Origin of the sequence: Arhodomonas aquaeolei DSM 8974 (assembly GCF_000374645.1) — a bacterium.
Classification (GTDB): domain Bacteria; phylum Pseudomonadota; class Gammaproteobacteria; order Nitrococcales; family Nitrococcaceae; genus Arhodomonas; species Arhodomonas aquaeolei.
Genome location: NZ_KB894803.1, coordinates 139716 through 162317, shown reverse-complemented (window position 1 = coordinate 162317; position 22602 = coordinate 139716). Strand labels below are relative to the sequence as shown.

At 70.8% G+C, this 22602-nt stretch carries 18 protein-coding genes; 10 read left to right on the top strand and 8 right to left on the bottom strand.

The features are described 5' to 3' along the window. The first annotated feature begins 104 nt into the window (after positions 1 to 104). The 8 genes from C516_RS0106540 (at position 105) to C516_RS0106505 (ending at position 7809) form a co-directional block, all read left to right on the top strand. Positions 105 to 1001, top strand: coding sequence for a LysR family transcriptional regulator (locus C516_RS0106540; protein WP_018717562.1), 897 nt, complete (start codon positions 105 to 107; stop codon positions 999 to 1001). 87 nt (positions 1002 to 1088) lie between these two features. Then, entirely contained in the window at positions 1089 to 1889 is an 801-nt protein-coding gene (locus C516_RS0106535) for a putative hydro-lyase (RefSeq protein WP_018717561.1), read from the top strand. Between the two features lie 35 nt (positions 1890 to 1924). Beyond that, positions 1925 to 2983, top strand: coding sequence for a TRAP transporter substrate-binding protein (locus C516_RS0106530; protein ID WP_018717560.1), 1059 nt, complete (start codon positions 1925 to 1927; stop codon positions 2981 to 2983). A gap of 57 nt (positions 2984 to 3040) precedes the next feature. Then, positions 3041 to 3628: a TRAP transporter small permease subunit gene (locus C516_RS0106525; protein WP_018717559.1), complete on the top strand. Its 588-nt coding sequence runs from the start codon at positions 3041 to 3043 to the stop codon at positions 3626 to 3628. Then, positions 3625 to 4908, top strand: coding sequence for a TRAP transporter large permease (locus C516_RS0106520; protein ID WP_018717558.1), 1284 nt, complete (start codon positions 3625 to 3627; stop codon positions 4906 to 4908). The genes C516_RS0106525 and C516_RS0106520 overlap by 4 nt, the downstream gene beginning before the upstream one ends. Positions 4909 to 4922: 14 nt before the next feature. After that, a complete protein-coding gene (locus tag C516_RS0106515) occupies positions 4923 to 5597 on the top strand; it encodes a DUF2848 domain-containing protein (RefSeq protein WP_018717557.1) in 675 nt (224 codons plus the stop codon). Positions 5598 to 5609: 12 nt separating this feature from the next. Next, the gene (locus tag C516_RS0106510; RefSeq protein WP_018717556.1) at positions 5610 to 6953 is read left to right on the top strand and encodes an amidase; all 1344 of its coding nucleotides are present in this window, start codon (positions 5610 to 5612) and stop codon (positions 6951 to 6953) included. Positions 6954 to 7011: 58 nt separating this feature from the next. Beyond that, entirely contained in the window at positions 7012 to 7809 is a 798-nt protein-coding gene (locus C516_RS0106505; RefSeq protein WP_018717555.1) for a hypothetical protein, read from the top strand. A 1-nt stretch (position 7810) separates the two neighbouring features. Here C516_RS0106505 and C516_RS0106500 read toward each other — a convergent pair whose 3' ends face one another. Beyond that, entirely contained in the window at positions 7811 to 8848 is a 1038-nt protein-coding gene (locus C516_RS0106500) for a CobW family GTP-binding protein (RefSeq protein ID WP_018717554.1), read from the bottom strand. Further along, the gene (gene zigA, locus C516_RS0106495; protein ID WP_018717553.1) at positions 8845 to 10110 is read right to left on the bottom strand and encodes a zinc metallochaperone GTPase ZigA; all 1266 of its coding nucleotides are present in this window, start codon (positions 10108 to 10110) and stop codon (positions 8845 to 8847) included. Before zigA ends, C516_RS0106500 begins: the two co-directional genes overlap by 4 nt. A 175-nt stretch (positions 10111 to 10285) precedes the next feature. On the opposite strand from zigA, the gene folE2 reads away from it, so the two are divergent. Then, positions 10286 to 11248: a GTP cyclohydrolase FolE2 gene (gene folE2 / locus C516_RS18830; protein ID WP_018717552.1), complete on the top strand. Its 963-nt coding sequence runs from the start codon at positions 10286 to 10288 to the stop codon at positions 11246 to 11248. Between the two features lie 40 nt (positions 11249 to 11288). On the opposite strand, the gene C516_RS0106485 is transcribed toward folE2, so the two are convergent. The 5 genes from C516_RS0106485 to C516_RS0106465 form a co-directional block, all read right to left on the bottom strand. Further along, entirely contained in the window at positions 11289 to 12335 is a 1047-nt protein-coding gene (locus C516_RS0106485) for an SMP-30/gluconolactonase/LRE family protein (protein ID WP_018717551.1), read from the bottom strand. A gap of 118 nt (positions 12336 to 12453) precedes the next feature. Next, positions 12454 to 13728 carry a hydroxymethylglutaryl-CoA reductase, degradative gene (locus C516_RS0106480; protein WP_018717550.1) on the bottom strand — a complete coding sequence of 425 codons (1275 nt, stop codon included), beginning with the start codon at positions 13726 to 13728 and terminating at the stop codon, positions 12454 to 12456. Between the two features lie 19 nt (positions 13729 to 13747). Beyond that, the gene (locus C516_RS0106475) at positions 13748 to 15070 is read right to left on the bottom strand and encodes a TRAP transporter large permease (RefSeq protein ID WP_018717549.1); all 1323 of its coding nucleotides are present in this window, start codon (positions 15068 to 15070) and stop codon (positions 13748 to 13750) included. Beyond that, the gene (locus tag C516_RS18825; RefSeq protein ID WP_018717548.1) at positions 15067 to 15609 is read right to left on the bottom strand and encodes a TRAP transporter small permease subunit; all 543 of its coding nucleotides are present in this window, start codon (positions 15607 to 15609) and stop codon (positions 15067 to 15069) included. Before C516_RS18825 ends, C516_RS0106475 begins: the two co-directional genes overlap by 4 nt. Positions 15610 to 15680: 71 nt before the next feature. Further along, a complete protein-coding gene (locus C516_RS0106465) occupies positions 15681 to 16736 on the bottom strand; it encodes a substrate-binding domain-containing protein (RefSeq protein WP_018717547.1) in 1056 nt (351 codons plus the stop codon). A 247-nt stretch (positions 16737 to 16983) separates the two neighbouring features. Between C516_RS0106465 and C516_RS0106460 the strand changes: the two genes are divergently transcribed. Beyond that, the gene (locus C516_RS0106460) at positions 16984 to 18369 is read left to right on the top strand and encodes an aminotransferase-like domain-containing protein (protein WP_018717546.1); all 1386 of its coding nucleotides are present in this window, start codon (positions 16984 to 16986) and stop codon (positions 18367 to 18369) included. A 51-nt stretch (positions 18370 to 18420) separates the two neighbouring features. Here C516_RS0106460 and C516_RS0106455 read toward each other — a convergent pair whose 3' ends face one another. Next, positions 18421 to 22239 carry an AfsR/SARP family transcriptional regulator gene (locus C516_RS0106455; RefSeq protein ID WP_169509132.1) on the bottom strand — a complete coding sequence of 1273 codons (3819 nt, stop codon included), beginning with the start codon at positions 22237 to 22239 and terminating at the stop codon, positions 18421 to 18423. Positions 22240 to 22602 lie beyond the last annotated feature (363 nt).

The window sequence follows — 22602 nt, the reverse complement described above, 5'->3', positions numbered from 1 at the left end:
GGGCCCCGTGACGGATCAACCGTTTATCCTAGCAGAGGCAACGCCGCGCGCACGCCCGCCGCGGTGCGCTATTCTGGGCGCCCGCGACCTGCGACGGGGATGGCATGGACTTCCGCACGCTCGAGACCTTCGTTTGGATCGCCCGGCTGGGCAGCTTCCGGGCCGCGGCCCAGCGACTCTACGCCTCCCAGCCCTCGGTCTCCTCGCGGATCGCCAACCTGGAGCGCACCCTCGGCGTGAGCCTGTTCGACCGTGCCGGCCGCCGGGTCACGCTGACCGCCCGCGGGCGGGACATGCTCGCCTATGCCGAGCAGCTGCTCGCGCTGCGCAGCGAGATGCTCAACGCCGTCGCCGACCCCAGCGCGATCCAGGGCAGCATCCGCCTCGGGGTGGTGGAGACCATCGTCTACACCTGGCTGCCGCGGCTCATCGAGCGCGTCAACGAGGCCTATCCCGCCCTCAGCCTGGAGCTGGACGTGGACACCTCGGTGAACCTGGCCGAGAAGCTCACCGCCCACGACCTGGACATCGCCTTCCTCATGGGCCCGGTGAACCAGCCGGATATCACCAGCCGCACGCTCTCGCGCTACCCCCTGGAGTGGGTCGCGAGCCCGGCGCTGGCGCTGCCGGACGAGCCGGTCTCGCTGGAGGAGCTGGCCCGCTGGCCGATCATCACCTACCCCCGTCTGAGCCAGCCCCACCTGGCGCTGCAGCGTCTCCTCGGCCAGGCCGGCGCACGCATGCGCATCCACGCGAGCTCGTCGCTGGCGACGATCATCCGCATGACCGTGGACGGTATCGGAGTGAGCGCCCTGCCCCCGGAGATCATCGCCGCGGAGATCGAGCGCGGTGCCCTGCGCCGCTTCCGGGCCGAGGTCCAACCCCCGCCGCTGCTCTTCCACGTCTGCCATGCCAACACGCCGGAGTTCACCGTGGCCCGTGCGGTGGCCGATCTGGCGGTGCGGATCGCCGCGGATCCCGCCCCTGATCGAGAATCCTGATCAATCTTGATCCGAAATATCGATTGGACCTGATAGCCGATGTCACCTAACTGTATTGGGTAACACCCGCGACACATCGGCGACGACATGAACGAACACGGCACCCCCGCCGGCGGGAGCGCCCTTGCGGTGCGCCAGGCGGCACGGGCAGGCACCCTGGCCGGGCAGACCGCCGGCCTCGCCCCGGGCTTCGTGCAGGTGAACCTGGTGATCCTCCCGGAGGCGGATGCGGCGGCGTTCCTGCGCTTCTGCACCGCTAACCCGCGCCCGTGTCCGCTGCTCGCCGTCTCCGAGCCCGGCGAGCGCGGCTGTGCCCGCCTCGGTGCGGACCTGGACATCGCCCGGGACGTCCCGCGCTACCGGGTCTTCCGCGACGGCGCACTGAGCGACGAGCCCACCGACGTGGCCGGGCTCTGGCGCGACGACCTGGTCACCTTCGCCCTGGGCTGCTCGTTCACCTTCGAGCACGCCCTGCTCGCTGACGGCATCCCGCTGCGCCACGTGGCCGAGGGCCGTAACGTGGCCATGTACCGCAGCAGCATCGAGCTCGCCCCGGCCGGCCCGTTCGGCGGCGCCATGGTGGTGTCCATGCGGCCGCTCGCCCCGGCGCACGCGATCCGTGCGGTACAGATCTGCACCCGCTACCCCCAGGTCCACGGCGCGCCGCTGCACCTCGGCGACCCGGCGGCCATCGGCATCGACGACCTGGCCCGCCCCGACTACGGCGAGGCGGTCACCGTCGCCGACGGCGAGCTGCCGGTGTTCTGGGCCTGCGGCGTCACCCCGCAACGCGCCCTCGAGCGCGCCGGACTGCCCTTCGCGATCACCCACAGCCCCGGCCACATGCTGGTCACCGACATCCGGGATCACGAACTGGCCCTCATGTAGGCCGGGAATAACGAGCCATGACGAGGAGCAACGACATGAAGAAACGACTCATCGGCACGGCCGCGGCCGCCGCGCTGCTCGCCGGCGCTGCCCAGGCCCAGGACCTGCCCGCCACCGAGTTCGCCTACGTCGGCAGCTGGTCGAGCCTGTCGCTGTACCAGAACTTCGAGAAGCCGTTCTGGGGCGAACACCTCTCCGAGGCCTCCGACGGCCAGGTGACCGCCGAGGTCACGACCTTCGACCAGATGGGGCTCAAGGGCGGCGAGGTCTTCAAGCTGCTCTCCCAGGGCGTGTTCGACGTGGGCTCGACGGTGGGCGATTACACCGTCTCCAATGCCCCGGAGCTCGCCGGCATGGACATCCCCATGATGGCCCCGGACGTGGCTACCGCGAAGAAGATCGTCGACGCCTACAAGCCGGTGCTCGACGACATCCTCTCGGACAGCTTCGGCGGCGCCAAGCTCATCGCGGCGGTGCCCTATCCCTCCCAGGTCGTGTTCTGTAATGCCGACATCAGCGGCCTCGCGGACCTCAAGGGCAAGAAGATCCGGGCCAGCGGCCGGACCACCGCGCAGTTCCTCGACGCCATCGGCGCCGAGGGCGTGACCCTGGCCTTCAGCGAGGTGCCCGGGGCGCTGGAGCGCGGCGTGATCGACTGCGCCGTCACCGGCTCGCTGTCCGGCTACAGCGCCGGCTGGTACGAGGTCGCCACCCACCTCTATCCCCTGCCCGTGGGCGGCTGGGACTACGTGATCACCGCCATGAACGGCGACAAGTGGGACAGCCTCTCCCCCGAGGTGCAGGACTGGCTGATGGACGAGGTGCACCGGAACTACGAGCAGCCGGTGTGGGACTCCGCCGTGGACGAGACCAAGGAGGGCGTCGCCTGCCTGACCGGACACGGCGAGTGCAGCCGCGGCGAGCCCGGGGACATGGTGCTGGTCGAGGCCACCCAGGAGGACTTCGACTTCGCCCGCCGCAAGCTCGAGGAGGATGTCCTCCCCGCGTGGGCCGGCAGCGTGGACGCCGAGGCAGTGAAGCGCTGGAACGAGACCATCGGCAAGGTCACCGGGCTGACCGCCAAGGCCGAGTAACCCACCCCCGCAGGCCGGGCCGCCGACGCGCGGCCCGGCCGGACAGAGGCCGCCCCGATGGAGCGCATTGCCCGAACCCTGGACTGCCTGATCACCGGCATGGACGTCGTGTCGCTGTGGCTGGCGCGGCTCGGCGGGTTGCTGATCCTCGCCACGGTGGCGATGGTGACCCTCGAGATCCTCTCACGCGGGCTGCTCGGCGAGTCGCTCGGCGCCTCCACCGAGCTGTCCGGCTACGTGCTCGCCATCTCGGCGAGCTGGTCGTTCGCGCACTCGCTGCTGCGCAAGGCGCACATCCGCATCGACGTGCTCTACGTGCTCATGCCGCGCCCGGTGCGCGCCGTGCTCGACCTGCTGGCGCTGGCGATGCTGGCGCTGTTCTGCGTGTTCGTCGTCGGGGCGGTCACCGGCGTCGCCGGCAATTCCTTCGCGGACAACGCGCTGGCCAACACCCCGCTGCAGACCCCGCTGTGGGTCCCCCAGGGCCTGTGGGCCGGCGGACTTATCTGGTTCAGCCTGGTGGTGGCAGTGCTGCTGCTGCGCGTGCTCGTCGCCCTGATCGCCCGCGACCCGGCCGGCGCCCAGCGCGTGGCCGGCAGCGCGACTCTGGACGAGCAGATCGAGGCCGAGGGAGGTGAGGCATGATCGGTATCGCCCTGCTCGTGCTGCTCACGCTGCTGGTGCTCAGCATCCCGGTCGCGGCGACGCTGATCGCGCTGGCGCTGTTCCTGGACGAATTCTTCTCGGCCTTCCCGCTGCACCGCGCCATGGGCGAGGTGCTGTGGTCGGCGTCGGACAGCTTCCTGCTCATCGCCATCCCGCTGTTCATCCTCCTCGGCGAGGTGCTGGTGCGCACCGGCGTGGCACGCAAGACCTACGAGGCGCTGGAGGCGTGGCTGTCGTGGCTGCCCGGCGGGCTGCTGCACGCCAATATCGGCACCGCCACGCTGTTCTCGGCGACCTCCGGCTCCAGCGTCGCCACCGCCGCGACCATCGGCACCGTGGCCATGCCCCAGGCCCCGCGGCTCGGCTACGACGAGCGGCTGTTCGCCGGCTCCATCGCCGCCGGCGGGACCCTCGGGATCATGATCCCGCCGTCGATCAACCTCATCGTCTACGGCTTCCTCACCGAGACCTCCATTCCGCGGCTGTTCGCCGCGGGCCTGCTGCCCGGTCTCGCGCTGGCGACCCTGTTCATCGCTGGCACCGCGATCCTGTGCACGCTGCGCCCGGGCCTCGGCGGGCCGAGGCGCCATCACAGCTGGCGCCAGCGCTTCACCGGCCTGCGCCACCTGGTGCCGGTGCTCACGCTGTTCGCGCTGGTGGTGGGCTCGATCTACGCCGGCTGGGCGACGCCCACCGAGGCGGCCGCGCTGGGTGTGGTCGGCGCGCTGGTCATCGCCGCACTGATGCGGCGGCTGAGCGTGGGCGTGATCGTCGAGGCCATCGACGGGACCATGCGGACGACCGGCATGATCATGCTGATCATCATCTCGTCGTACTTCCTCAACTTCGTGCTCGCCTCTGCGGGCGTCACCGACGATATCAAGTCACTGATCGCCACCGCCGGCCTGGGCCCCTACGGCACGCTGCTGCTGGTGATCGGGCTGTACCTGGTGCTCGGCTTCTTCGTCGAGACGCTGTCGCTGATGGTGATCACCATCCCCATCGTCGCGCCGATCATCGTCGCCCAGGGCTTCGACCCGGTGTGGTTCGGCGTGCTGCTGATCCTGCTCATCGAGATGGCGCTGATCACGCCGCCGGTGGGCCTGAACCTCTACGTCGTGCAGGGCGTGCGCGGGCGCGGCTCGCTCAACGAGGTCATGCTCGGGGCCATCCCCTACGTGGCGTTCATGCTGATCATGGCCGCGGTGCTCATCCTCGTGCCGCAGCTCGCCCTCTTCCTCCCCGCTGTGCTCAACTGACAACGGAGACCACCATGCTGAGCTTCACCCTCGACGACGGCAGCGCCGTCGACGTCGGGATCAACCAGTTCGTCATCGCCGGCTGGGCCGGCCGCGACGCCGACGCCATCCAGGAGCACATCGAAGAGCTCCGCGCCATCGGCGTCACGCCGCCGTCGAGCACGCCGCTGTTCTACCGGGTCGGGGCCAACCTCGCCACCACCGACACCGAGGTGCAGATGCTCGGCGAGCACACCAGCGGCGAGATCGAGGTGCTGCTCATCGGCACCCCCGAGGGCACCTGCGTGGGTGTCGGCTCGGACCACACTGACCGCGAGGCCGAGACCTGGTCGGTGGCCCATTCCAAGCAGGTCTGCCCCAAGCCGGTGGCCCCGCGGCTGTGGCGCCTGAGCGACGTCCTGCCCCACTGGGACCAGCTGCGGCTGGCCTCCCACGCGGTGATGGACGGCGACCGCGTGAGTTACCAGGAGGGCCCGGTGGCCGGGCTGCTCACGCCCTCGGCGCTGCTGGAGCGCTTCGGCCGGCCGGAGGCCAGCCTGCCGGTGGGCACGGCCATGCTCTGCGGTACCCTGCCGGTGGCGGGCGGCCCGCGGCCGGCCGCACGCTTCGAGATGGCGCTGATCGACCCGGTGCTCGGCCGGCGCATCGAGCACGCCTACAGCATCCACACCCTGCCGGTTATGGCCTGAGGAGATGACGCCGTGAGCGACCAGACCCGCCCCGTGGAAGAGACCCTCGCCGCGCTGCGGCGCCGCGAGACCCGCGCCGGAACCCTGCTGGAGAGCTGCCTGGAGCGCGTCGGCGACGACGCACGCGCCTACACCACGGTGTTCACCGAGACCGCGCGCGCCCAGGCCGCCGCCTGCGACTGCCTGCTCGACGCCGGCCTGCCCGCCGGCACCCTGGCCGGTCTGCCGGTGTCGGTGAAGGCGCTGTTCGACGTCGCCGGCGCCGTCACCCATGCCGGCTCGCGGGTGCTCGCCGACGCCGTCCCGGCCACCGCGGACGCCACCGCCGTGGCCCGGCTGCGGGCCGCGGGCGCGGTGCTCACCGGCCACACCAACATGACCGAGTTCGCCTATTCCGGGCTCGGCCTCAGCCCGCACTACGAGACCCCGGCCAACCCGGCGGACCCGGCGCGTATCCCCGGCGGCTCCAGCTCCGGCGGCGCGGTCTCCGTCGCCCGTGGCATGGCCGCCGCGGCGCTGGGCTCGGACACCGGCGGCTCGGTGCGCATCCCCGCGGCGTTCTGCGGGCTCACGGGGTTCAAGCCCTCTCAGCACCGCGTGCCCCTGACCGGGGCGCTGCCGCTGTCCCACAGCCTCGACTCGGTCGGCCCGATCGCGCCCCGGGTCGCGGACTGCGCGCTCCTGGACGCGGTGCTCGCCGGAGAGACGGAGACGGCCTTCACCCCGGAGGCGGTCGCGGGCCTGCGCCTGGCGGTGCCGGACCGCTACCTCACCGCAGACATGGACGCCACCGTGACCGCGGCGTTCGAGCGCGCCGTGGCGGCGCTGGAAGGGGCCGGCGCCCGGGTGACCACCGTCGCCATGCCGGAGCTCGACGAGCTCGGCGAGCTCCTCGCCGGCGGCGGCTTCACCGCGGCGGAGAGTTACTGGTTCCACCGCGACCTGCTCGCGGAGGCCGGCGACGCCTACGACCCCCGCGTGAGCAGCCGCATCCGGCGGGGTGCCGACATCTCCGCGGCGGACTACCTCGACCTCCTCACCGCCCGCCGGCGCCAGGTCGCGCGCATGGACGCCCGCATCGCCGCCTTCGACGCGGTGCTCGCGCCCACGGTGCCGGTGGTGCCGCCACGCTTCGACGCGCTGGAGGACGACGACGCCTACGCCCGCACCAACCTGCTCGTGCTGCGCAACCCCACGGTGGGCAACCTGCTGGACCTCTGCGGGATCAGCCTGCCGTGCCACGCGGCCGGCGAGCTGCCGGTGGGGCTGATGCTGCTCGGGCGCAACGGCGACGACCGCCGCCTGCTCGCCCGGGCCGCCGGCGTGGAGGCGGTGCTGGACGACGTCCGCCGATGAGCACCAGGGTACCGGGAGTGGCGCCGGGTGGACGCGACACCGCCGGCGAGGCACCGCAATGCTGCTGACCGGACTGGTGAAGATGATCACCACCGCGGTGGTGATCATCGCCGTGACGCTGTCCGTCGCCCGGCTGGGGCCGCGCCTCGGCGGGGTGATCGCCGGCACCCCCATCGTGCTCGGCCCGGCGTTCTTCTTCCTCGGCCTGGAACGGCCGCCGTCCTTCCTCGCCGACGCCGCCGTCGCGACCCTGCACGCGCTCACCGCCACGCTGGTGTTCCTGGTCGCCTACGTCCTCGCCGCCGCCCGGCTCGGCCCGGTGGCCAGCCTGGCGACGGCGGTGGCGGCCTGGGTGGCCGCCGCGGCGGCGTTCGCGACGATCCCCGGGGGCTGGGTCGTGGGGCTGGCGGCGTACGCCGCGCTGTTCGCCCTCGCCGCGGCCATCCGCCGGCGCCTGGATCTGCCGCGCCCCCGGGTCCGCGCACCCACGCGACGGCTCGACCTCCTGGTACGCGGGCTCGCCGGCGGCGTTCTGGTGGGCGTGGTCACGACGGTGGCGGCGGAGGCCGGGCCGCGGGTGGCCGGCACGCTCACCGGCTTCCCGGTGGGGTTCACGATGATCTCGCTGACCCTGCACCAGCGTTTCGGCCCGGCGGTCGCGCGCGCGACCCTCGCCACCGCCCAGGGCGGGATGCTCAGCCTGGTCGCCTTCGCCTCGGTGGAGGCCGCAACGGCGCCAGTGGCCGGCGGCATGGGCGCCTTCGCGCTGGCATTCGCCGCGTCGGTGACCGTGAGCATGGCGCTCCTCGCCGCCGGCCACCGCGCCGAACGGCGCCGATCCGGCACGTCCGGATAGCCTACGGCATGCTCGCGATAAACGTATCGAGGCTGTCGCGCAGCATGCCTTCGTCCATGTGGCGTGCGATCACGACGAACCGGCTGCGCCGGTCATCATCCGGCCAGGCCGGGAGCGATACGACCGGGTGAAAGGTGTGCTGGACCGTGTGCACCACCAGCGGTCCATCCTCGCCGGTGACGTTGACGACACCCTTGAGGCGCAGCAGATCCGTTCCCCGGAAGGAGACCAGCGCCCCGAGCCAGGAGAACAGCACCTCCCGCCGTACCGGCTCGTCCAGGGTCAGGCAGGCGGCCCTGATGGCGTGGTCATGGCGGTTGACGTCGTGGTGATGATTCTCGTGTCCGAGTCCGTCGTCACAGGCGTTCCCCAGCCACGCCCGGATATCGGCGCCGTCACGACCCGGGGCGCCGGGTGCGTTCGGAAGCAGCCTTTCCGCGGCCACCTCGCCGTGTTCCACCGGTAACAGCCGCGCGGTCGGGTTCAACCGGCGCACACGTGCCTCCAGGCGCCCCACGACGCCCCCATCGGCGATGTCCCGCTTGGTGAGGAGAACACGATCGGCGACCGCGACCTGGTTCAGCGCCTCGTCCTGTCGGTCCAGCGTGGCATCGCCGTTGACGGCGTCCACCGCGGTAACGACCCCGGCGGGATAGAACAGCCGTGCCAGGCCGCCGTCGTTGAGCAGTGTATGGATGATGGGGGCGGGGTCGGCGAGGCCGGTGGTCTCGATCACGACACGATCGAACCAGGTCCGCCCGGCCCGGGCGTAACGCCAAACCGCCTCACGCAGTGTCCTGACGAGATCGCCCCGTATGGTGCAGCACAGGCAGCCACTCGACATCTCCACGGTCACGCCCGTGTCGCTGTACGCCACCAGCTGGTGGTCGATACCGATCTCCCCGAACTCGTTGATGAGGACGAGTGCGCGCTGCATCGCCGCCTGGCGGACGAGGTGGTTCAACACCGTCGTCTTGCCGCTGCCGAGGAACCCGCTCAGTATCGTCACGGGGATGCGGGTATCGCCCGGCCCGCTCATGGCGCGGAGTCCGCCGTTTCGCCGTCCTCCCCATCCGCCGGGGAAAGGCCGGCGAACCACTCCGGAAAAGGGTCGTACAGGTCCGGGGCCCGCCGGTCGAGGTCACCGATCTCACGGTCGCTCATAAGCGCCTCGTCGAGGCGGGACTCGATCGCCGCGGGGTCGAGGTTCTGGCCGATGAACACCAGCTCCTGACGGCGGTCGCCGTAGTCCCCGGCGAAGCCCTCGTGGATCGCGAGCCGGGACTCCGGGTCCCGGGGCCAGTACGCCTGCGGCGTCGCGGACCACCAGTACCCGGCAGGACCGTGGCGCATGATGCCGCCGGCCTGGGACCACAGGCCGGCCATGTCCCAACGCGAGCCGAGCCAGAAGAACCCTTTCACCCGCAACACGTCACCCGGCCAGCCGTCGCTCAGTACCTGCGCCAGGCGGTGTGGATGGAAGGGCCGGCGGCGGCGGTAGGTGAAGCTGGCGATGCCGTATTCCTCCGTCTCCGGAACGTGCTCGCCGCGCATCTCCGCAAGCCAGCCTGGGGCCGTGGCCGCACGCTCGAAATCGAAACGCCCGGTTCCCAGGACCCGGTCGACGGGGACACGGCCATGGACGGCGTGGACGATCTCGGCGTGGCGGTTGAGCTGTCCCAGTACGTGCTCCAGCCGGCGCCTCTCCTCCGTGGCTATCAGGTCGACCTTGTTGATCACCAGCACATCGGCGAACTCGACCTGGTCGATGAGCAGGTCGGAGACCGTGCGATCGTCCCCTTCGCCCATCGACTCGCCGCGCTCCTCCAGGCCCTGGGCCCGTTCCAGGTCCACGGGGAAGGCCGCCGCATCCACCACCGTCACCATGGTGTCGAGACGGGCGACGTCCGAGAGGCTCGCGCCGTGCTCATCCGCGAAGGTGAAGGTCTCGGCCACCGGCATCGGCTCGGAGATGCCGGTCGACTCGATGACGAGATAGTCGAAATGCCCGGCCCGGGCAAACCGGCCGACCTCGACGAGCAGATCCTCGCGCAACGTGCAGCAGATGCACCCGTTCGTCATCTCGACCATGCGCGCATCCGTGCGGTTGAGCTGGACCTCCCGGCTGGTGAGCGCGGCGTCGATGTTGATCTCGGACATGTCGTTGACGATCACGGCCACACGCCGGCCGTCGCGGTTGTGCAGGAGGTGGCTGAGCAGTGTGGTCTTGCCCGCTCCCAGGAACCCCGAGAGCACGGTAACCGGCAGGCGGCCGTCAGCGGGGGGATCGATGGCTGTCATGATTTTCTTCCGTTCCCGGCCCGCGGTGGCCGGCCCCGGCACGGCGGGTGCGGGGCTGCCGCCGCAGGAGAGTGAATGACACAATTGTTATGTTATATACTAACTAAAATTCCGCAAGCATGTCCGCCCCGGAACCGGGTGTGGGCAGTAACCTGACGAGGGACGAGAGCAACCAATGACGGGCAACCTTCCGGACGTCGCCACACAAGCCGCCGACGAGCACGCCCAGCCCCTGGACTGGGTCGGCATGGAGAATATCGCCCTACCGATCACCCTGCAGGAGCCCGACGGCCTCGCCACCAGCCCCTGCCGTGTCGATATCGGCGTGGACCTCCCGGGCGGCGAGGGCGCGGTCAAGGGCATCCACATGTCGCGTCTCTACCGGATGCTCGAGCGGTTCAGCGCCTCGCCGCTGACGCCGGACTCGCTGACCGCCGTGCTGACGGAGGCCGTGGCGAGTCACCGGGACTGCGAGACCCGTTCGGCGGAATGTACGCTCCGGTTTCCGTTCATGCTGCGACGCCCGGCCCTGGTCAGCGAAGGCCCGGGGGGCTGGCACAGCTACCCGGTCCGGATCCGGGCCCGGCGGGCCGCCGGGGCCGGCCACACCGAGCTGACACTGGCCGTGGAGGTGACCTACTCGTCGACATGCCCCTGCTCGGCCGCGCTGTCACGCCGCGCCCTGGCCGAGGCATTCGCCGACGGATTCCGCAGTACGGATGCGGTATCGGTCGACACGGTAACGAAATGGCTGGAGAAGCACGGTACCCTGGCGGTCCCCCACAGCCAGCGCAGCCTCGCGTGTGTCACCGTGCACCCCGACCCGGCGGCACACGCCCTGGGCCTCGTGGCACTGATCGACGCCGTGGAACGAACACTTCACACCCCTGTGCAGACCATGGTGAAACGCCGGGACGAACAGGCGTTCGCCCGTCGCAATGGCGATCAGCCGATGTACGTGGAGGACGCCGGCCGCCTTCTCGCCCGGACACTCTCGCCCCGGTATCCCGGAGTGGCGATCAAGGTGCGCCACCTGGAGAGCCTGCATGCCCACGATGCGGTCGCGACGGTGGACCCGGACGCGGCTGCCGCCGCTGGGTGGTCCCGCGGAGGGACAGGGGAGATATCGCGCGGGTAACAGTGCCGGCCCGGGGGCCGGCACCGGGGGGCGTCGCCGCTCAGCCGCCGCCGGGCTGGCGGGTGCCACTGGCGAATCCGCGGGCCTTGAAGATCCAGGCACCGCCCTCGCCGCCGCGGTCGTTGGAGACGATGTAGACGTCCCTGCCGTCCGGGCTGATCGCGAGGCTGGTGGAGTGCAGGAACCGGCCCTCGTCGTGCCCCGGGAGCAGGATCTGGCCGATCGGGATACCGACGTCGTTGAACACCAGCACCCGCGCCTGTCCGTACATGGAGACGTAGACGTTGCCGTCCGTGTCGGTGCGCATGGAATCCGGACAGCAGCCGGTGAAGTGGTAGGGCACGGCGGTGCCGAACGGCGCCACGGTGGTCGGCCCCTTCATCTCCAGGCGGTGCAGCCGGCCGGCGCTGAACTCGGTGGCCCAGAGCTTCTCGCCGTCCGGCCCGAGGGCGACACCGTTGGCAATGGCCATGTTCGGCAGCACCGGGGTGATATCGCCGCCGTCCGGGGAGACGTAGTAGACACCGCCCACGGGCTCGGTCGAAGTGCCCTGGAAGTCGGTGAAGTAGAAGCCACCGTCGTCGTCGAAGACCAGGTCGTCCGGCAGGTAGCCGGCGGAGGCGGGCACCACGGTCTGCATGTCGCTGCCGTCCGGGGCGACAGAGACGATGCGCCCGGTGTCCTTGAAGTTACCCAGGCCCGCGATGTAGATACGCCCGTCATCGCCCACGGCGAGTCCGGCGGAGCCGAGGTCGTTCTTCCCGACCAGCGTCTCCAGCTCGCGGTCGGGGCTCAGGCGGAAGACGCGACCGCCGAAGACCTCCACGAACAGGAGGTTGCCGTCGGCGTCGAAGACCGGCCCCTCCAGCTGCAGCGGCTCGTCGGAGACCTTGAACCAGCGCTTGGCGACGATGGTCTGCAGGTCCTGCTCCGCCGGCGGTATCGGGATCGGGGAACGGATATCCGCGGTATAGGCGAGGGCCTGCACGCCGTCGTCCGCGGCGGACGATACCGCCGGTGTCGCCGTGAGCGCGGCGGCAAGGGCCACCGCAGCGGCTGCTGCCGCTCTCGGGAACGTGCCGATCATTGCTCTTTCCTCCTCGTTGGTGCCGGCCGGGATGGCCGGCGATGCCCTGCCGGCCCCGGGGCGGATCCGCCCCGGGTCACCGGCGGTGCATTTCTTGTCTATCGCGGCACGGGGCGGGCTAGCCCTGGCCGCGCAGCCGGGCGAGGACCGCCTCGGCGATGTCCACCCGCACGGTGCCGCCGGCGACCAGCTCCTGGGCCACGGCGTCGACCTCGTCACCGGTGGCCCCGGCCATCACCGCGATGTTCTTGGCGTGCAGGGCCATGTGCCCCTTCTGGATGCCGGTGGTCGCCAGCGCCTTGAGTGCGGCGAAGTTCTGGGCGAGACCCACGGCGGCGATGTTCCGGGCGAGACGCTCCGCGGTGGTCACCCCCATGATGTCCAGGCAGACGCGCGCGGTGGGGTGCGAGCGGGTCGCGCCACCGATAAGGCCAACCGCCAGCGGCATCTCCAGGGTACCGGTGAGGTTGCCCTCGGCGTCCACCTCCCAGCGGGTGAGCGAGCGGTAGCTGCCGGTCTGCGCCGCGTAGGCATGGGCACCCGCCTCCACCGCGCGGGTGTCGTTGCCGGTGGCGAGCACCACGGCGCTGACGCCGTTCATGATGCCCTTGTTGTGGGTGGCGGCGCGGTAGGGATCCACCTCGGCGAAGTCATAGGCGGCGATCATGCCGTCGCGCACCGACGCGCCGCCGATGGCCTCCGGCGTCCACGTCGCGCGGGCCCGGGCGAGGCGGCGGTCCGCCAGGTTGGAGAGGATGCGCAGGTAGGTGCGCCCGCCGGTCCACTGCGCGATCGCCGGGGCGACGGCCTCGGCCATGGAGTTCACGGCGTTCGCGCCCATCGCGTCGCGGGTGTCGACGATCAGGTGGGTGACCACCATCGCCCCGCTGCGACCCTCCAGCACGCGCACCTCCACGTCGCGGAAGCCGCCGCCGTGCTGGCTCAGCACCGGGTCGGTCTCGTCGCAGATCGCGCGGATGTCATCGCGGTGCTCGAGGATCTGCAGCCGCGCGAACTCCGGGTTGGGCACGTCGACGAGCTGCACCTGGGCGATCATCAGCGCACCGGACATGGCGGTGTGGAAGCCGCCGCTGTCGCGGCACTGGCGGGCCGCGTTGCTCACCGCCGCGACCACGGAGGACTCCTCGGTGGCCATGGGCACCAGGGTCTCCTCGCCGTCGACGATCAGGTTGGTGGCCACACCCACCGGCACGTTCATGGTGCCGATGACGTTCTCAATCATCGCGTCCGCCGACTCGGCGGAGAGATTGCCGGTGTTGGACATGTGGCTGACCGCGGCCTCGTCGAGGCCGGCGATCTCAGCCACGCGCTTGAGCCGCTCCTGCGGCGGAAGCTTGAAGAAACCGGGGATGCGGGAAGTCTTCTCGGCCATTGCCGTCTCTCCTCGTGGTTCAGGAGCGCATGGACTGCGCGAGATGGTCGGGCAGCCACGTCACGATGTCGGGGAAGATCATGAACAGGACCAGCGCGGCCGCCTGCAGGAGCAGGAACGGGATGATCGCGCGGTAGACCGTCTCCATGCCGATGCCCGGCGGCAGCACGCCCTTGAGGTAGAACAGCGTGTAGCCGAACGGCGGCGTGATGTAGGCCATCTGCGCGGTGATCAGGAACAGCACGCCGAACCACAGCGCATCGAAGTCCATGGCGTTGATCACCGGCAGGAACACCGGCACGCACAGCAGGATGATGCCGATCTCGTCGAGAAACAGTCCCAGGAAGACCAGCACGCCAATCATCGCCAGCAGCACCAGCCAGCGATTGACCTCGAGATCCTGGATGAAGGTCAGCAGGAAGTCGGCACCGCCGGTGCCGGTGAAGATGGACACGAACGCCTTCGCGCCGATGGTGATCCACATGATCATCGCGGTGACGCGCAGGGTGTCCCAGGCCGCGCCGCGGAGATTGGCGAGGTTGAGCTCGCGCTGCAGCGCCGCCGAGATCAGGGCACCGACCACGCCCACCGCCGCCGCCTCCGTGGGCGTGGCGATGCCGCCGTAGATGCTGCCCAGCACGCCGATCACGATCACCGTCGGCAGCACCAGCGAGCGCAGCGACAGCACCCGCTCGCGCATGCTCGGCGGGTCCTCGTCCGGGCGCGGGGCCATGTCCGGGCGCAGGGTCGCGCGCAGCACCGCGTAACCCATGTACAGCGCGGCCAGGATCAGCCCCGGGACGATGCCGGCGGCGAACATCTTGCCCACCGACACCTGGGCGGTGGCGGCGTAGACGATGGTGATCACCGACGGCGGGATCAGGATGCCCAGGGTGCCGCCGGCACAGATGGTGCCGAGCGCCAGGCGCTCGTCGTAGCCGCGCCGGAGCATGGAGGGCAGCGCGAGGATGCCCATCGCCGCGACCGCGGCGCCGACGATGCCGGTCATCGCCGCCATCAGCGTGCAGATCGCCACCGTGCCCACGGCGAGCCCGCCGGGCAGGCGCCGGAACCACAGCTCCATGGCGCGGTAGAGGTCGTCGATCAGCCCGGATCGCTGGAGCACGCTCGCCATGAGCACGTACAGCGGGATCGCGAGCAGTATCTCCGAGGTCATCACGTCCACGGTCTGGAGCACCGTGATGACCAGCGCCTGGGTACCCCACAGCGCCAGGGTGAAGAACACCGCCAGCGAGGCGAGCACGAAGGCCAGGGGCATGCCGGAGAGCAGCAGCACCAGCAGGCCGAGGAACATCATGCCGAGCACGAGGCTGGAGCTCATGGGCCCACCTCCCCGCCGCGCCCGGCGTCATCGTCGACGCGATACCCCAGGGCACGCTGGCCGGCGTGCACGGTCTCGACGAGCGCCTGCGCGAGCAGCAGCGAGAACGCCACCGGCACCAGCAGCTTGATCGGCCACACCGGCGGGTTCCACGCGGAGAAGGAGGTCTCGCCGTTGGCGTAGGCGTCCGTCGCCACCGGCCAGCTCTCGTGGACCACGATCACGCACAGCGCGATGATCACCGGGAAGGTCAGGCAGTCGAGCGCCGCCGCCACCCGGCGCGGCAGCCGCGTGTAGAGCACGTCCACGTTGACGTGGCCGCCGACGTGGAGCAGGTACGGCCCGGCGAGCATGAAGTAGGGGCCGAGCAGCAGCGTCGAGAGCTCCAGCGCCCACACCGTGGGGCTGTCGAAGAAGTAGCGCATGACCACCTCGTAGGAGATCACCGCCACCATCACGAACACGAGCACGGAGACGAGGCCGGCCAGCCAGCGGTTGACCGTCGTCACCAGCGTGCAGAAACCGTCGAGGACAGGCATACCCGAGCGTTCCGGTTGCACCTATGGGGGACTGGACGCCCCGGGCGGCGGCCCGGGGCATGGGCGATCGCTCAGCCGATCAGGCCGAGCTGCTTCATGAACTCGACCTGGCTGTCGAGGATGCGCGTGGCGAGCTCGTCGTCGCCGGCGGTGTCGCGCCAGACCTCCATCGCCGTGGGCCGGCCCTGCTTCACGACGTCCGGGCCGAGACGGATGATCTCGCAGCCGCGCTCCTCGAACTTGCGCAGGGCGATCACGTCCTGGGCGAGGATGTGCTGGCGCAGCGCCGCCGAGGTCTCCCGGGCGGCCACGGCGAGCGCGACCCGGTAGCGCTCCGGGAGCTTGTCGTGGGCGGACTTGTTGGCGACGTAGCTGGTCGCGGTGGTCGGCTGGTGGAAGCCGGGCACGATCACGTACTTCGCCACCTCGTCGAGGCCCGCCTCCAGGTTGGCGGTGAGGTCGCCGCGGTCGGCGAAGTCGATGACGCCCTTCTCCAGCGCCTGGTACACCTCGGCGGTGGGCATCGGCGTGACCGCGACGTCGAACGCCCCCATCACCGCGCTGGCGAGGCCGACGAACCGGCCCTTCTTGCCCTTCATGTCGTCGAGTTCGTGCAGCGGGAACTTCGAGTGGATCGGCTCCTGGCCGTAGACCGTGGGCGCGATGTAGTGCAGCCCCGCCTGGGCGTAAGCCTCGCGGGCCATGTCCAGGCCGCCGCGCTCGTAGAACCAGGCCTCGTACTGGTCCGGCTGCTCGAAGCCGAACGGGATGGTGCTGGTGAACGCGAACGCGGGGATGGAGCCCGCCTCGTAGCCGTCGAAGGTCTTCATCATCTCGAAGGCGCCGCCGCGCACGGCCTCGAAGGCCTGGGCGGAGGGCACGAGCTGGCCGCCGGAGTACAGCTTGATGGAGAACCGCCCGCCGGTGAGCTCGGAGACACGCTCGACGAACCGCTTCTCGAACTCGTAGGGCGTGGTGCCGGCATCCCACAGCGCCTGCATGCGCCACGACACCTTCGGCTCGTCCTGGGCCACGCTCAGCGCGGGCAGCCCGAGGGTGGACGCGGCGGCGCCGGTGGCGACGCCCGCCTTGAGGAAGGAACGGCGGTTGAACTTGCGATCGGTCATTTTTCTCTCTCCTCCGGTTCGCGCGGGGACCGCGCGGATTGGGTGTTCACGTTTTTGCGCTAGACTCGGACACTGACATGGATTGAACAAGGTACAGTTCCCGCCTTTGTACCCTGTACTGTACCCACGAAAACAGAGGTACAATTCGCACGGCAGGGCCGGCGACGGCCTATCCGGCGGGCACCGTACCGGGATTCCGGGGACGCGGCGGCAGCGGATCCCCGGAACACCTTGCAGGGGAGACACCATGACCGAGGCGGACTCCCGGGCGGGGCGGATCGCGGACCGCATCGCCCGCAGCATCGACGAGGGCCAGCTCAACACCGGTGCGCGGCTGCCCTCCATCCGGGCGGCGGCACGGGAATACGGCGTATCCAAGAACACGGTGGTGGAGGCCTACGACCGCCTCGTCGCCACCGGCTATCTCTCGCCGCGGCGCGGCTCCGGCTTCTACGTCGCCTACCGCCGGCGCAGCGAGCCGAGCGCACCGCCGGAACACTTCACCGAGGCCATCGACCTGGTCTCGCTGCTGCGCGAGCAGCTCAACCGCCACTATACCGTGCGCGCCGGCGACGGCCGCCCGCCCACGAGCTGGATGGAGACCTCGGAGCTCGGCCGCTACCTCAAACGCACCGGCCGCCAGGGCGAGGCGGAGGACGACTTCGAGTACGGTCATCCCCAGGGCTTCCCGCCCCTGCGCGAGACCGTCGCGCGCACCCTGGGCGAGCGCGGGATCTCCGCCGGCCCGGAGCAGGTGCTGCTCACCTTCGGCGCGAACCACGCCCTGGACCTGCTGGTCCGCCACTTCGTCGAGCCCGGCGACACCGTGCTGGTGGAGACGCCGGGCTATTATCCGCTGTTCGGCAAGCTCCGGCTGAACAAGGCCCGTATCGCCGGTGTGCGCCGCGGCCCGGACGGGCCCGACCTCGCCGAGCTGGAGCAGCGTATCCGCGAGTACCGCCCACGGCTGATGTTCGTCCAGCCCATGGCCCACAACCCCACCGGCACGGACATGTCGCTGGCGGCCATGCACCGGCTGCTGCAGATCGCCGAACGCCACGACCTGATCCTCATCGAGGACGACGCCTTCGCCGACATCCTGCCCCGCAGCACCCCGCGACTGGCGGCACTGGATGCGCTGCAACGGGTGATCTACCTGGGCACCTTCTCCAAGACCCTGTCGGCGGCGCTGCGCAGCGGCTTCATCGCCGCGGACCCGCGGCTGATCGCCTCGCTCACCGACATCAAGATGCTCACCGTGGTGACCAGCTCGGGGGCCATCGAGCGGCTCATCCACGACATGATCGTGCGTGGGCGCTACCGCCGCCATCTCACCCGGCTGCGCGACCGCGTCGCCCGCGCCAGCGCCGCCGGGGTCACGGCGCTGGAGTCCATCGGCATCACCGGGATCGAGCCGCCCACCGGCGGCTATTACCTCTGGTGCCCGCTGCCGGAGGGGCTGGACGATGTCGCGGTCGCCCGACGGGCCTCGGCGGAGGGGATCTTCCTGGCACCGTCATCGATCTTCCACCAGTCGGAGGAGCACCGGCCGCCGGCACTGCGCATCAACGTCGCCCACGCCGCGGACGAGCGGCTGCTCGATTTCCTCCGGCGCGAGACGGCCGGGCGCTGAGCACGCACACCGGCTGACGCCGGATGGCGCTCACGGACAACGGGCCGGAGACTAGGCGCCGGCGCGCCCGAGCATCTCGCGGGCACGGCGGACATCCGCGAGATCCTGTCCGTCCTCGAAGCGGGCGAGCACCGCCTCCAGGGCATGATCCCGGTCCGCCGTGCGGTGCGGAACCACGCCCAGGTCGCGTTGCGCGATGTGAACACGCAGCTGCTCGAGCGCGGCGCCCTGACGTTCGGCAACTGCCTCGGCGTCTTCGAGGTCGCGCGCCGCCGCACCGCGGTCGCCGGAGAGATGCATCGCGAGCTCGGCGCGCCAGCGATAGAGCTCCGGGAGAAAGCAGCGGTTCCCGATACGGGCGACATCGCTCAGGGCCCCGCCGAGCACCTCGCGGGCCCGGCGGTAACGCGACAGCTGCATCAGCCCGGCGATGTGCAGCCGCAGCAGGCTGGTGCTCGCCCCGTACATCACGTGTCGCACATCGGCCGCCGCCCGCTCGCAGAGCTCCACGCCCTCGTGGTCGCCGTCCCGCGCCATGGCCCAGCCGAGCAGCCCCTGCCCGGCCCGCTGCCACAGGGCATAGTCACGGGCCTGGGCGATGGCCAGCACGTGCTCCGCGTCCTGGCGGACCATGGCCGGATCGTCGCGACACTGCGCCAGCAGCGCCCGGAAGGTATAGCAGAACGCCCGGCTCGGCGGATGCCCGGTGATGTCGACCAGGGCGACGGTCTCGTCGATCAGGCACCGGGCACGCCCCGGCGCCCCCACGTTCCACAGGGTCATGGCACCGAGTGAACGCGCGGTAAACGCCGGGTTGTCCCCGAAGCGGCTGACGAGCTCGAGGTGGTCCGTGTTGTCGTAGGCCGCCAGCACGCTCTCCAGGTACGCCCGCGACGCCGGCAGATCGCCACGGTAGAACCGCGTGTTCACCTGCGCGTAGTCCGAGGCGATGCGCATGTGCCGACCCCCGGAGGCGGTTGCGATACGCTCCATCTCGTCGGCGAGACGCTGGGACTCGGCGAAACCGTCGTGGGAGCTGGACGATTCCCACTGCGCCCAGAGAATCAGGAAATGGCGCTGCGGGTCCGATGCCCCGTCGTGGAGCTCGGCGGCGCGCCGGAACGTGGCGTAGACCTCGGCGGCCCCGTAGCCGGAACAGGCCATGCGCGAGAGGCCGAGCCCCAGGAGCACGTCGACCATCCACTCCCGGCGCGTCCCGTTCTCGGGCAGGCCGTCCACGATGTCATGCGCCTCGCTGAACTGGCTCAACGCCTCCATGTGCGCCGCGCGGGCGAGCATCCGGTAGCCGGCACGCACGAAATACGGCAACGCCTCCTCCGCGTTCCCCGCCGCCGCGAGGTGCCGTGCCAGCACCTCCGGGGACTCCCGCCCGCTGTCCGGGTACCGCTCCCGCAGCACCTCGGCAATCCGGGCATGCGCCCTGCGCCGCTCGCTGTCGACCTGGCTCTCGTACACCGCCTCGCGGATGAGCGAGTGACGGAAACGGTACCGGCCGGGGGTCCGGGCCGTGGCGTTGAGCCGCTCCAGGAAACCGATTCCGATCAGGTGAGCGATGCCCCGCTCGAGGTCGTCACCGTCGAGGGTCGAGATGGCGGCGAGGCGCTCGCCGTCGAACTCGCGGCCGAGGGTCGCCGCGAGCTGGGCGAGCCCCCGGGCCTCGGCCAGGGCCTCCATCCGCCCGGCGAGCAGGTCCTGGAGCGTGGCGGGCACGTTCTCCGACGGCGCCCTGAGCCGGTAGTGACGGACCAGCTCCTCGATGAACAGCGGTATGCCGTCACCGTGATAGAGGATACGCTCGCGTACCGCCGCGGACAGGCGGTCGCTGCCCTCCAGCACCGCGAACAGTTCCGCGCTCTCGCGGGCATCGAGGCGCCGGAGCAGGAGCCGCTCCACCGGGTCGTCGACGCGCCAGGGATAGGTGGTACCGGACCGCGCGGTGACCAGCACCATCACCGGGCAGTCCGCGAGCTCCTGGACGAAACGGCGCAGGAGCATCGCCGTGGTCGAGTCGCTCCAGTGCAGGTCCTCCACGACCAGCAGCAACGGCATCCGGGCGGCCATGGCTGCAGCCACCCCGACCAGCAGCCCGAGCACGCTGTCACGACCCTGGGCGGGATCGGCGTACTCGCTGATCAGTGCGTTCGGCCACGCCCCATCGGCCTCGATAAGCCGCCCCAGCACCCCGGCACTGCCCGGCGGCATGCCCGGAAACGCCTCGACGAAGGCATTCACCCGGGCGACCCACTGGTCATCGCTCCCGTCGGCGTCCGTGCCGGGCAGGTGCTCCCGGAGCGCGCGGATCACCGGCAGGAGCGGCTGTCGCAGCGTTTCCGCGTTGCAGCGCATCACCACGGCCAGGCCCTCCTCGCGGGCACGAACCTCCGAGACCAGCCTCTGCACCAGGCGCGACTTGCCGATGCCGGGCTCGCCCTCCATCGCCACCAGGGCGAACCGTCCCCCGCGCACGCCCTCCCAGGCTTGCCGCAGACGCCGGAGCTCGTCTTCACGGCCGATCAGCGGTGACATGCCGCCCTCGCGGCCCGAGAGCGCGACACGGTCCTCGATCCCCCGGTCGCCGGTGACCCGGTGGAGCCCGATGGTCTGCTCGCCGTTGCCCACACGCACCGTATCGAAGTACACACGTACCCGCTCGTGCACGGTATCGGTGACCACGCACTCACCCGCGGGTGCCGCCTCGGCGAGACGGAGCGCGGCATCCGATAGCTCGCCGCTGGGGTCCGGCAGCGCCGTGCTGCCGGCGGTGAGCATCCGCCCGGAGTGCACGGCAACGCGGGCGCTGCCCGGCGATCCCGACAGGGTCTCCCGGGTGATCCGCAGGCCGGCACGCACCGCCTGGATCGTGGCCGAACCGCTCGCCACCGGATAACCGAAGTACAGGACCAGGCGGCCGCCGTGAGAGCGGCCGGCGAGACCGCCGTGCTCGTCGGCGATGACCCCGGCCTGCCGGGTCATCTCCGCGATCCCGCGCACGCGCTCCTCGCTGTCCCAGTCCGCGGGCAGCTGCAGGCACACGGCCACCACCGTGACCAGACGCCGCTGGAGCTCCGGCTCCCCGGCCGCCTGCATCGACTGCCGGATCTCCCGGCGCCGGGCGACCGCCCGATCCCGGAGGGCGGCGGTCGCCGCATCCGGCGCCACGTCAAGCTCGCTGGCGAGGGTTCGCGCCAGGCGTTCGTAATGCTCGACGGCCTCGTCACACCGGTCGGCGTTATACAGCGTCCACAGCAGCAGCCGGTGTACCGTCTCGTCGAGGGGCTCGACCTGCAGGAACCGGCGCAGGGGGTCGAGGGCCCGGTCCGGGGCCTCGGCGCGGGCGAGGCAGTGCGCGACCTGCTCGAGGATGCTCCGGGCCCGGTCCCGGAGCGTCGTGCGCCGCTGGAGCAGCCACTCCATCACCGGCTGCGGCAGCTCGCTCGCGGTGAACCCCTGCAGGAAAGGACCGCGGTACACCGACACCGACTGCTGCATGAGGTCCAGGGCAGCGCGGCATCCGGCGGTCCTCACGTGTCCGCCGCAGCATTCCGGGCCGGCGCCGATAACGCCCGTGTCCAGCCAGCACGGCAGGCGGCTGTCCAACCCGACCGCTTCACGGCTGACCAGCAACGGCCCCTCGCCACCGGGGTCCGCGGGCAGACGCTGGCGCAGGTGGTGGAGCGTCTGCCGGAGATTGTTACGCGCGGTCCTCTCGCCCACCTCAGGCCAGAACAGGCCCGCCAGGCGGGTTCGGGACAACGGCTCCCGCGCCTCCTGCACCAGATAGGCGAGCAGCGCGCCGGTCTTGGTGTCGTCGAGCCCATCGACCGGCACACCACGGATCGATACTTCCATGGGGCCGAGGCAACGGACCACCACCCCGTCGGACACGGTTTCCGACGGCGGCGCTGCATGAACGCTGCCGGCCTGACTTGCCCCATTCGCGCGCATCCGCGCCACCCCCTTTCCGGCCTGATCCCTGCGCCCGTGGCCACGGGCCGGTACGCCGGCGCGCGCCCCGTTATGCCGGCGTTATCGGTTCGATCATTGGTTTTGTCCGTAAACAAACTAACGCACGGATCACGGCCTGGCCAGAAACCCGGCGACGCCGTCACCGCGGCAACCGGAACCGCGGGCGGCGCATGAAAACGGGGGATTGCGCCGCGACGCCCCCTCGTCAGGGCCCCTGAGCGATCCGTCTCACGGCCATGGCGGGCC